This is a genomic window from Pusillimonas sp. (assembly GCF_035515275.1).
Classification (GTDB): domain Bacteria; phylum Pseudomonadota; class Gammaproteobacteria; order Burkholderiales; family Burkholderiaceae_B; genus Pusillimonas.
On the sequence record NZ_DATJBQ010000151.1, the window covers coordinates 50035 to 59905 of the forward strand.

Sequence of the window (9871 nt, forward strand, 5' to 3'; positions counted from 1 at the left end):
TCCTGTGCGGGACACCCGGTCTACTGTGCATCAACCAGGAGGCCGTATGTATTTATCGAAGCAGAAACTCAACTGGCTGGCAGGCTTGGCAGCGGGCCTTGCATTGGCTCTGGCCATGCCGGCCCAGGCAGGCGACCAGGGTGACCCGGGCGATCGCGGCAAGCGCGAGCAGCGGCATTGGCCCCAGGCCACGCTTGACGCGCAGGCCTCCAAAGAAATACAACAAGACACCGTAACCATCACGCTGGCCAAAGAGCTTAGCGATCCGTCTCAGGCGAATGTCGTCAAAGCCTTGTCCGAAGCGCTGGATTCAGTCATGAAAGACGCCAAGGGCGAAAGCAAGGTGCAGGCGCACAGCGGCAACTATCGCGTGTGGCCGCATAGCGACGACAAGGGTGCCGTCACCAACTGGAGGGGGCGCGCCGACATTATCCTTAAATCCACAGACTTCGAGGCGGCATCCCAACTGGCCGCCAGGCTGAGCGATCGCATGCCCATCGCGGGTATGGGCTTTTCGGTCGCGCCTGAAACCCGGGCGCGGCACGAGCAAGAGCTTTTGGCCGAAGCCGCCAGAGCGTTTCAAGATCGTGCCCAAGCCCTTGCCGCGGCATTTGGATTTGAGTCGTACTCGATAAAAAGCGTTGCCTTGGGGGGCATGGGCATGCCTTATCAGCCTATGCCGCGCATGATGGCCATGGCGGCGTCCGCAGACGAGTCTGCGCGCATACCGTTAGAGCCGGGCACCGAGCACGTGACCGTCACGATGCAAGGCTCGATTTTCTTGCGCTCCAAATAAAAATAAACACGCCGGCGGCGATCATGGGCAATGAAAGCAGTTGGCCCATCGAAAGGCCGCCGCTTAGCAGCCCCAGAAAGGCATCGGGCTCGCGCGTGTACTCAACCAAGAAGCGCAGCACGCCGTAGCCCATCAGGAACACGGCCCCAACCTGGCCCAACGGGCGTGGTTTGCGGGCGAACCACCACACCAGCGCAAATAAAAGCAAGCCTTCAAGGGCCAGTTCATACAATTGTGAAGGGTGGCGGGGCGCGTTGCTGCCGCTTTGTGGAAAAACCATGCCCCAGGGCATGGTGGTGGCGCGACCCCAGAGCTCTCCGTTAATAAAATTGCCCAAACGTCCGGCCGCCAGCCCCAGCGGAATTAGCGGAGCAAGAAAGTCGCCTACCGCCAGTATGGGCTTGCCTTTTTTGCGGGCGAACAGGCAAAGAACAACCAGCACCCCCAGCAGCCCGCCATGGAAAGACATGCCGCCCTGCCAGACGTAAAGTAGTTCGATTGGGTTGGCCAAGTATTCGGCAGGCTTGTAAAACAGCGCGTAACCCAGCCTGCCGCCAATGACAACGCCCAGAACGCTATAAAAGATCAGGTCTTCGAGGTCGCGTTGGGTAAGGTCTGTTTTGCCGTGCTTGATGCGCCAGTTGCCTAGCAGCCATACCAGAGCAAAACCCACCAGGTACATTAGCCCGTACCAATGTATGGCTACGGGGCCGATCTGTATGGCTATGGGGTCGAATTGCGGATGAACAAACATGGGCGGTAGGGGGTGCGAAGTGAAATATCGTCGATAATACAGGAAGAGCTTTCGGAATTTCGCAGGTGTGTCAGCGCAGCTTTGCCCCGGTTTGAGGCCGGCCCGAAAGCGTGGCCGATTTTTATTGGAGTCGATTAGTTCATTTATGGTGTCGCGTTTTGTATTTTTAGTGTGGATGGCGTCTGCGCTTGCAGGTGTTGCAGTCGCGGCGAGTGCAGCGTCGGCGCAGACGGTTGGGCTGGGGCTGGCTCAAACCAGTAATTGCATGTCTTGTCATCGGGTTGATCGAAAAGTTGTTGGCCCGGGCTTTACGGCTATCGCCGAGCGTTTTGCCGGCAATGCCGAAGCCGTCGACTACCTGGCCCAACGCATCATCAACGGCAGTAGTGGGCACTGGGGTCCGGTTCCCATGCCGCGCCAGGTCCATGTCAGCGAAAAAGATGCGAAAACGCTGGCACAATGGATATTGTCATTGAAGGAACCAGAGGTCCGTCTCGAATAGCAGGGCGTGCTTCTGTAAAGTTAGCTATTTTTGCGAGATACGCCATGGATCAACTGCCAGAGCTCAACACCGAGACCGCCGTTCTGGGCGGCGGCTGCTTTTGGTGCACCGAAAGCGTGCTGCAATCGCTGCGCGGGGTAATCGACGTCACCCCCGGTTACTGCGGCGGCCACGTCGACAACCCTAGCTACGAGCAGGTATGTAGTCAGGAGACGGGCCATATCGAGGTGGTGCGTGTGCGGTTCGATCCAACCATGATAAATTTCACCACCTTGCTCAAGGTGTTTTTTGCCACCCATGATCCCACCACCATTAATCGGCAGGGCGCCGACGTGGGGCCTCAATATGCCTCCGCTATCTTTTGTCAGTCAGAAGCTCAAAAGATCGCCGCCGACCAAATGATCGACCAGGTTGAGGCCGCCCTGAACACGCCCGTCGTCACTAAGGTACTGGGTGCCGCTCACTTCTGGCCCGCCGAAGCTGTCCACTACAACTACTATAAACGCAACCCCCAGCAAGGCTATTGCCAGTTTGTGATCGCGCCCAAGATGTCCAAGCTGCGTTCAGAGTTTTCCGACATATTGGCCTGATTCGGCTCAAGGCCGGCGTCGGCAGCGTGGGCATGTGGGCAGGATAAGTCGCCTGGTGCGATATGAATCCGTATCGTGGCGGGCTGGAGCAGGGCAATGTGTGAATGGGTGGCTGGAGAGGTCATGGTCTGTCAGGGTGCCGGCGAGGCAGCGCCTAAATACGGCGGAACAACGCACTGCGTGCTGTGTCGGCGTCTGCCGCGCTAAGGAATCGCTCCGCGTAAATATCGCGCTCGAACAGACGCCCCTGCATTAGTGTGCCGATGCAAGCCTCTATCATCGACGGAGGGCCGCATAAATATGCCTTTTTGCCCGTAAAGTCACCTTTCAAATGCTGGTGGGCGATATCGTGGACATAACCGCGTGCCCCCTGCCAGTCAGAGTCTTCCGCTTCGTCGGACAACGTCGGGACATACTGAAAGTTGGGGTGCTGCGCGGCCAGTGCCTGCAGTGTTTCATCATAGTAAAGCTCTGCCTGCGTGCGCTGGCCGTAAATCAAGGTGATGGGTTGTTGATAGCCGCTTTGAAGCAGGTCAAGAATCATGGATAACGGGCTGGCCAGGCCGGAGCCCCCCGCCATGAACAGCACAGGCAGGTTGGCTGATCGACGCACAAAAAAACGCCCGTAGGGACCAGTGATAGTAATGCGGTCGCCCACTTTAAGTTGGTGGTGCAGCCAGGTGGTGCCGCGGCCACCGGGGACCAACCGCACATTGAGCTCGATGTGGTCGGCTTGGCCCTGGGCATTGGGCGGGTTGGCGATTGAAAATGCACGAGTGTCATCGCAGTTGGGCAAGTTGACCTTGATATATTGCCCGGCTTGAAACGTGATCGGTGCCTGCAACTTAAGGTGGATGGCTTTGATGGTTGGAGTCAGCGTCTGGATATCTGTAACGGTGCCTAAGAAGTCATTTACCGGAATCACATGTGCATCAGGCTCTTCGTCGATGTCGGCTTCAATGACCACATCAGATAGAAGTGTGGCGCAGCAGGCCAGAGCTTTGCCTCCCTCGCGCTCGAAGTCCATCAGCGCAAACGGGTTGGCGTTGCCGTGGTGGACCTCGCCTTCCAGGACATCGACCTTGCAGGTGCCGCACAGGCCGTGACCGCATGCATGCGGAATATAAATACCTTGGCGCAGGCTGGCATCCAGCAAGGTTTGTCCGTGCTCGACATCCAGTGCCGTTCCTAACGGTTCGATCGTGAGTTGGTACGTCATGACAGGGTCTCCTTCTTGACTTGCGTCCTGTCGGCGAAGACAGTTGCCAGCTGTCTTCGCCAGGGGCGTGTGCCCCGTCAAACAAGAGCACCCGGACGGTGCTATGGTTGGTATGCCAGGATTAGCTGTAGCTGTTGCTGATGCCGGTCAGCCCGGGTGTGCGAAAGCGAATAACCGCCTTATGGCCCAGCCCGTTGTCTTCTAGCGAGGCATGGGGGTCGGGTTGCCAGGGCTGACCCGAACGCAGCCACTGCACCGCGCCCCAGTCGATGCGGCCGAAGTCGGGATGCTGGCCGTAGATTCCGGGCAGTATCTCGGACTGCAATGCCGCGAAGGGTGTTTTGCCCGATACGGGGATGCACACAGGGGAACAAAACATGTGGTGGTCTTCCCAGCCTATGTACAGCAGGGGGGCCGGAAATTTTTCGCGTGCATCGCGTGGCGGAAATCGGTAGTCGCCGAGGGAATGGGGTAAGGTCATGCCATGTCTCCTTATTTGTTTTGCCCGGTCCAGGCGGCAAAGTTGGTTTGATCGGGCGAGCCCTCGAATTCCATGTTGTCTATGTCTTGCTGGATGCCGTACCAGTCCAGTACTGCGGCCAGGGGATTGAAGTCGGGGGCGGTCGGGTCGACATCACTCTTGAAACAATTGCCTTGATAAATCTGATGAACAGGCAGCCACGCTTGCACGAATTTTTTGGGTTCGCGGTCGAAGACGTGTTTGCATCCGTCGCTGCAAAAGTGATACTTGTCTCCTTCGTAGTCGGATTCGCGATAGCAGATCTTGGTCGGGTCGCCGGGTTCGGTAAACGCCATAGGTATTTGGCAGGTGGTGCACAGCATGGGCAGGCTGTTGTTGTAAAACCGCTTCCCTTCTTGCTGCAGCTTGCGATAGTGCAGCAAGCGGGGGCGATACAGGCGGTCAAACGAATCCGGATATTTTTCTGACAGCCAGTCGAGCTCTTCATCGCCGGGAACCCATGTGTGGATAGCGGCGGCACCCGAGTAGTTGTAGAAAATGTTCCAGGCCTGGTGGCTGATGTGGTCTTTCTCTTTGATGGCCTGCTGCCAGCCCATAGGTTCGCGTATGCCGTATCGGGCCAGGTCGCGGAACAAGGCCGTGCCATTGGCTTCGCCGTACATTTCCCAGGCCTCCTTCCAGCTCATCACGCGTTTGGGCAGCATGTAGTCCTGCATCATGGCAACCAGTGTCAGAACCCGATAGCCGCGCCAGAACCATTTGTCTATCCAGGCCTGCACAATAGGAACATTCGCAGGGTCTTGTTCAAGCATGAATTTAATGCTTTCTATACCCAGGGTCATGTGACGCGACTCATCGGATTGCGCCGAAAACCCGAATGTCACCGTGGACAGGTCGCCGTTATGCGCAGCGCCAGACATGAAGGGCACAAACAATAGGTTGGTCAGGACGTATTCAAACGAAAAGCTGATGGCGGTCAGGAATTCGAATGGGCCACCGGTCAGGGCGTCTTCGAAGAAGGACTTGGGTACTGACAAATACCAGACGCGATCAAACCATTGGTGCGAGTTGTGCATGCCATTGAAATACTTGTTGTAGTGCGACAGGGCATGTGTTTCGGTCTGGAAGTGACGTAGCTCGTCGATAGACTGCATCTGGGTGGCCACCCGTGCGGCCGAGCCGGTAAAGTGGCGACCCAGATGGGCAAAGCCGCGATGCGCGTAGTATTCCAGCGGCGTAACACCCTGTATAAACAGTTTTAGCGCGTTGATGTAGCGTGCGTCCGTAACGCCCAGTTGTCCGTTGTTTTGGGCAAAAGCCTCGATCACGGCATAAAGTTTTTTTTCTTTTTCGCCTTGGTATTTCCAGTAGGCTTCCATGGTCAGGCGAAAGGGGTCTTCCCAGGCGTCCCAATCGTGGATTTTGATGCCTTCGTACTTGTCGTAGGGGAACACTTTCTCCATGGGCTGGTAGGTGGTTTCCCAGCCCAGGCCGCGCGTCATGGCAGCGTAACGTTCTTTGAGCCCGAGTTTTTTGCGGATCACTCTGGTGTCCATGGGTGTAGTCTCCTGATGGATGATGGATGGCAAGCGATTGGATGTGGTAGTTCTAGCTGTGCCAGGCCAGCGTTAGTTGGTCGTCGTCTTCGTCGATGTTGCCCGAGAGCGTGACGAGATTGACGTGCAGTTGCTGCAAGTCGTAGGGCTGGCCTGTGTGTTCTTCTATTGAAGCGCGAGTGATGGTCAGGCGGTTTGGGGCATCAATCTTGACAAGACCGGGCGAATAGGCGGCCTGTGCGTGAGGGTTGTCTTGCAAAATGGCATCGACAACGGCACGCGATTCTTCATTGGCCTGAAAGGCAATAAACACATGGGACGGGGATTGGGACATGAGGGTCTCCTCAGGCGGTCTGCAGGCCGATTTTGGTCAGGCGGGCGCACAGGGCGGTGCGGGCGTTTTGCATGGCGTCGTCGCCGGCTTGTTGCAGGGCCAGCCGCGCAATGGGCAATAGGGCTGCCTGGACTGTGCTGACGGCCTGATCTACCCAGCTTTGCACCAGTCTTTTGTTGTCATCGGATTCGGCCGCGATAACTTTGATGACCGCGTCGACCCAGCGAGCGGACTCCCGATGCCACTCGGGCATGAAGGCCATCAGCATGGCGATGGCGCTGCCGCCTTGCAGCATGACGTGGTTGTCGATGTACTCGTCGTAGATCAGCGGAAACAGCAGGCCCTCCAGCGCCAGGTTTTGCCATACAAACAGCTGGATGGGGTCTTGAATGACGAAGCTGTCTTCGAGCGCCTTGCGCAGGGGTTGCCAGGCTTCATGTTCCAGCCAGACTTGTTTGCCGTGGTCCAGCAGATCGGTGCCTTCGCCGGCGGCTAGCCCCAGGCGGGTTATGTATTGCGCAGCACCCAGATGGTCCATGGCGTGCATGAGGGCCGGCGCTGTCAGGGCGGTACCGTAACCGCGACTGCAAATATTGCAGTTGTTCATGTTGCCGCCCCACGAGACATGGCGCAGAGGGATTAGTACCTGGCTGATTTGCGCATGCAGCGCGGCAGGCATTGCCTCGAGAAGATTGCGGGACTCGACGAACTGGTGATTGGCCTCTATGGATTCTTGCTGACGCGCCCGAGTCATGGTCCAGGCAGCGTAGTAAAACTGACGCGGATCGCGCAAAGCGTTCCAGTCGCGCAACTGGATAGCGGTGCGTTTTATGTCGTGCAGTTCGAATTCGGGTTCCCAGGTGGGGCGATAGTGAAAGTTTTCGGTGGACTGCGTGCTTAGCATGGACTCTAAGTAGCGGGAGGCCGGCTTATCGCCGGTATAGGCTATGACGCGATCAAAGGTATGCCGTACCGGGGTGATCTCTTTGGCTTGTAGGTCAATGTTCATGAATAGATGTCTCCGTTTCGTTTGGTCGCTTGTGTGCTGTGGGTTATGGCGACTGGGGGCTGATTAGTCTGCTGGCGGCAGAAACTCGACCTTGTTGGCCGCACAGAACGCGTTAAACGCTGTCGGCGGCAGCAGCAGCTCAACGTTCAGTTCGGGCCAGCCGATGGCAAAGTCGAACTCGATCAGGCCGTTATCGAGGCGGTTGCGCACACGTACGTAGCGCTTACTGACATCGACCGGCGGGAGCTGTGACGGGGCATGACAAGAAGGAAGCACGGTGCTCTCCAGACAAAGGTTTGGTAAGGCTTAATTCGCAACATGCATGCCACTATCTAGGAAGATCGAAAATTTAAGGGTTAGTACTAGTGTGTTTGAATGATTCCGGCCTGAAAAAGGTACGCACGCATAAAATTTTTATTGAGATTCGGATCCGCCATCCGATTTGTTGCGTCGCAACATGATGAAAACATTAAAAAGCACCAAAAAACACGAGTAGAAGCTGCTCAATTGCGTATCAGGGAAAACCTGTGGGTGTAATGAGCCGGGAAAACCCTTGCGCAGCAATGGTCTCTTAGGCACGATAATCAGGTTCAGAAATCTCGATTTTTTGTCATGAACTCCAGGCCTGTTCATTCTTTGCCATCCGACAGCGATTTGCGAAAATTGCTGCGCTTTTCCAGTCCGGACGGCTGTATTTGGCTGGCTGGCCAGCGCATGTTGCTAATGCATGTCGACGCCTTGCAGGCGATGCGCAAAGAAATCATCCAGCGCATCGGCGTCAAGCAGGCGCGCTGGCTGTTAATGCGGGCCGGGCATTCCGCTGGCGAACGCGATGGGGTTCTGGCCCGCCAGATCCGCCCCGATCGCAGTATCTTTGATGCCTTTGCGGTGGGGCCGCAGTTGCACATGCTCGAAGGGGCTGTGCAGGTGGATACGGCATTCTTCGACTACGTTCCCCATCCGGACCCTGCCAAAAGTCGTTTTCACGCCAGTTTCAACTGGCGTAACAGCTGGGAAGCCGAAGCCCATCGCCAAGAATATGGCTTACAAGAAAATCCGGCGTGCTGGATGTTGTTGGGGTACGCCTCCGGGTATTCCAGCGCCTTTTTTCAGCAACCGGTAGTTTTCAAAGAAACCGCCTGCCATGCCTGTGGCCACGAGCATTGCAAAATAGAAGGCCGCTTCTTGCACGAATGGCCGCCCGAAGAAATCGAATCCGGGCAAGAGCCCGCTTCGGTGCTCAACACGATGCAGGCCCTGCAGGAAGAAGTTGAAACCCTACGCGGAGAGCTCTACGAAAGCGCACGCAAGACACAGGTCATTGGCCAGTCGCCTGCCTTCGAACGGGCCTTTTTATTGTTGCAACAGGCGGCCCCCACGTCGGTAACTGTGTTGCTGACCGGCGAAACCGGCGTGGGCAAAGAACAATTCGCCCGCGCGCTGCATGCGTTAAGCGACCGCGCAGCAGGCCCATTTTTGGCCATCAATTGTGCTGCCTTGCCCGCAGAACTCATCGAAAGTGAATTGTTCGGGGTCGAGAAGGGCGCTTATACCGGTGCGGTTCGTGCCCGTGAAGGGCGCTTCGAGCGCGCCCACGGCGGCACTCTGTTTCTTGATGAGCTGGCCGAGCTGCCGCTCGCCGCGCAGGCTAAATTGTTGCGGGCAGTACAGCAGGGCGAGATTGAAAAGCTGGGTGGCACCGAAGTGCGCAAGGTCGATGTGCGCATTGTGGCGGCCACTAACGCCGAGCTTGACAAGGCGGTCGAGGCGGGCCTGTTCCGTCGAGATCTCTTGTATCGCCTTAATGTTTACCCCATCCGCATTCCGCCCCTACGCGAAAGGCGCGAAGACATCTTGCTGCTTGCCCAACACATGCTGCGCCATCACTGCAAGCAGCATGGCAAACATATCGCCGGCTTTACCAACCAGGCCATTACGGCTCTGCGTAACTACGACTGGCCAGGCAACGTGCGTGAACTCGGCAACCTAGTAGAGAGGGGCGTCATATTTACGCAGTCTGAGCAGCTTATTGAAGTCACTGTGTTGTTTCCGCCGTTGGCGGCGCCACCCAGCGACGGTGTGGCGGATTCAGGCAGGCTGGAATCGACAGGGTCCGAGAACGGTGGTCTGCCTGATGTTGGCACAAAGGTTAGCCGGGTATATCAGTTCTTGCACGAAAGTGAGTTGGGCCTAGAGGAACTCGAAGCGCTGCTTCTCCAGGAAGCCGTATCTCAGGCGGACGGCAATATGGCAGCAGCAGCGCGCGCATTAAAAATTACCCGCCCTCAGCTTAGTTACCGGATGGCTCGTATGCGCCAGCAGAAAACCTAAGTTGGTAGGTTGGGAAAGAGCATTCCCCGTCTTTTCCAAGGCACGGGGCGGTATTCCTCCCAGGTTAAAAATATATTTCTTTCCGGTTAAAAATACATTTCCGTGATGGATCAACGGCTTAGGTTAAGTCTGGGTAGATTTTGAGGTGGTTTGCCTTAAATTTGGCCTATTTTTCAGTTGCACGAGTAAAAATAGCTGTGCTATAGTTACGTTCTTTCGCAGCCACACACCTTCGGGTTTACCCCAAGCGGGTTACCGGCAAGGGGCAGCGAAACAACCGCAAGTTGGCCGCGAGGCTG

Annotated in this window: 11 protein-coding genes; 4 read left to right on the forward strand and 7 right to left on the reverse strand. The window is 56.6% G+C overall.

Features of this window, described 5'->3' with window-relative positions:
• Positions 1-46 precede the first annotated feature (46 nt).
• The gene (locus tag VL003_RS11355) at positions 47-796 is read left to right on the forward strand and encodes an SIMPL domain-containing protein (RefSeq protein WP_325442544.1); all 750 of its coding nucleotides are present in this window, start codon (positions 47-49) and stop codon (positions 794-796) included.
• Here VL003_RS11355 and lgt read toward each other — a convergent pair.
• The gene (gene lgt, locus VL003_RS11360) at positions 759-1550 is read right to left on the reverse strand and encodes a prolipoprotein diacylglyceryl transferase (RefSeq protein ID WP_325442546.1); all 792 of its coding nucleotides are present in this window, start codon (positions 1548-1550) and stop codon (positions 759-761) included. The genes VL003_RS11355 and lgt overlap by 38 nt on opposite strands.
• A 175-nt stretch (positions 1551-1725) precedes the next feature.
• Between lgt and VL003_RS11365 the strand changes: the two genes are divergently transcribed.
• Together VL003_RS11365 and msrA are read left to right on the forward strand one after the other, a co-directional pair.
• Entirely contained in the window at positions 1726-2052 is a 327-nt protein-coding gene (locus VL003_RS11365; RefSeq protein WP_325442548.1) for a c-type cytochrome, read from the forward strand.
• 44 nt (positions 2053-2096) lie between these two features.
• Positions 2097-2642 carry a peptide-methionine (S)-S-oxide reductase MsrA gene (msrA, locus tag VL003_RS11370; RefSeq protein WP_325442549.1) on the forward strand — a complete coding sequence of 182 codons (546 nt, stop codon included), beginning with the start codon at positions 2097-2099 and terminating at the stop codon, positions 2640-2642.
• Between the two features lie 154 nt (positions 2643-2796).
• Here the strand turns inward: msrA and VL003_RS11375 are convergent, their stop codons facing one another.
• The 6 genes from VL003_RS11375 to VL003_RS11400 all read right to left on the reverse strand — a co-directional run bounded on the left by VL003_RS11375 (position 2797) and on the right by VL003_RS11400 (position 7517).
• Positions 2797-3861: an NADH:ubiquinone reductase (Na(+)-transporting) subunit F gene (locus VL003_RS11375; RefSeq protein WP_325442551.1), complete on the reverse strand. Its 1065-nt coding sequence runs from the start codon at positions 3859-3861 to the stop codon at positions 2797-2799.
• Between the two features lie 121 nt (positions 3862-3982).
• Entirely contained in the window at positions 3983-4342 is a 360-nt protein-coding gene (locus VL003_RS11380; RefSeq protein WP_325442553.1) for a phenol hydroxylase subunit P4, read from the reverse strand.
• A gap of 11 nt (positions 4343-4353) precedes the next feature.
• On the reverse strand, positions 4354-5898 hold the full coding sequence (locus VL003_RS11385; RefSeq protein WP_325442555.1) for an aromatic/alkene/methane monooxygenase hydroxylase/oxygenase subunit alpha: 1545 nt from the start codon (positions 5896-5898) through the stop codon (positions 4354-4356).
• Positions 5899-5950: 52 nt separating this feature from the next.
• Entirely contained in the window at positions 5951-6232 is a 282-nt protein-coding gene (locus VL003_RS11390; RefSeq protein ID WP_325442557.1) for an MmoB/DmpM family protein, read from the reverse strand.
• Between the two features lie 10 nt (positions 6233-6242).
• Entirely contained in the window at positions 6243-7241 is a 999-nt protein-coding gene (locus VL003_RS11395; RefSeq protein ID WP_325442559.1) for a ferritin family protein, read from the reverse strand.
• Between the two features lie 63 nt (positions 7242-7304).
• Positions 7305-7517 (reverse strand): phenol hydroxylase subunit, encoded by a 213-nt coding sequence (locus tag VL003_RS11400; RefSeq protein ID WP_325442561.1) that lies wholly within the window; start codon positions 7515-7517, stop codon positions 7305-7307.
• A gap of 336 nt (positions 7518-7853) precedes the next feature.
• Between VL003_RS11400 and VL003_RS11405 the strand changes: the two genes are divergently transcribed.
• Complete coding sequence (locus VL003_RS11405) at positions 7854-9572, forward strand: sigma 54-interacting transcriptional regulator (RefSeq protein WP_325442563.1); 1719 nt, start codon at positions 7854-7856, stop codon at positions 9570-9572.
• The last annotated feature ends 299 nt before the right edge of the window (positions 9573-9871 follow it).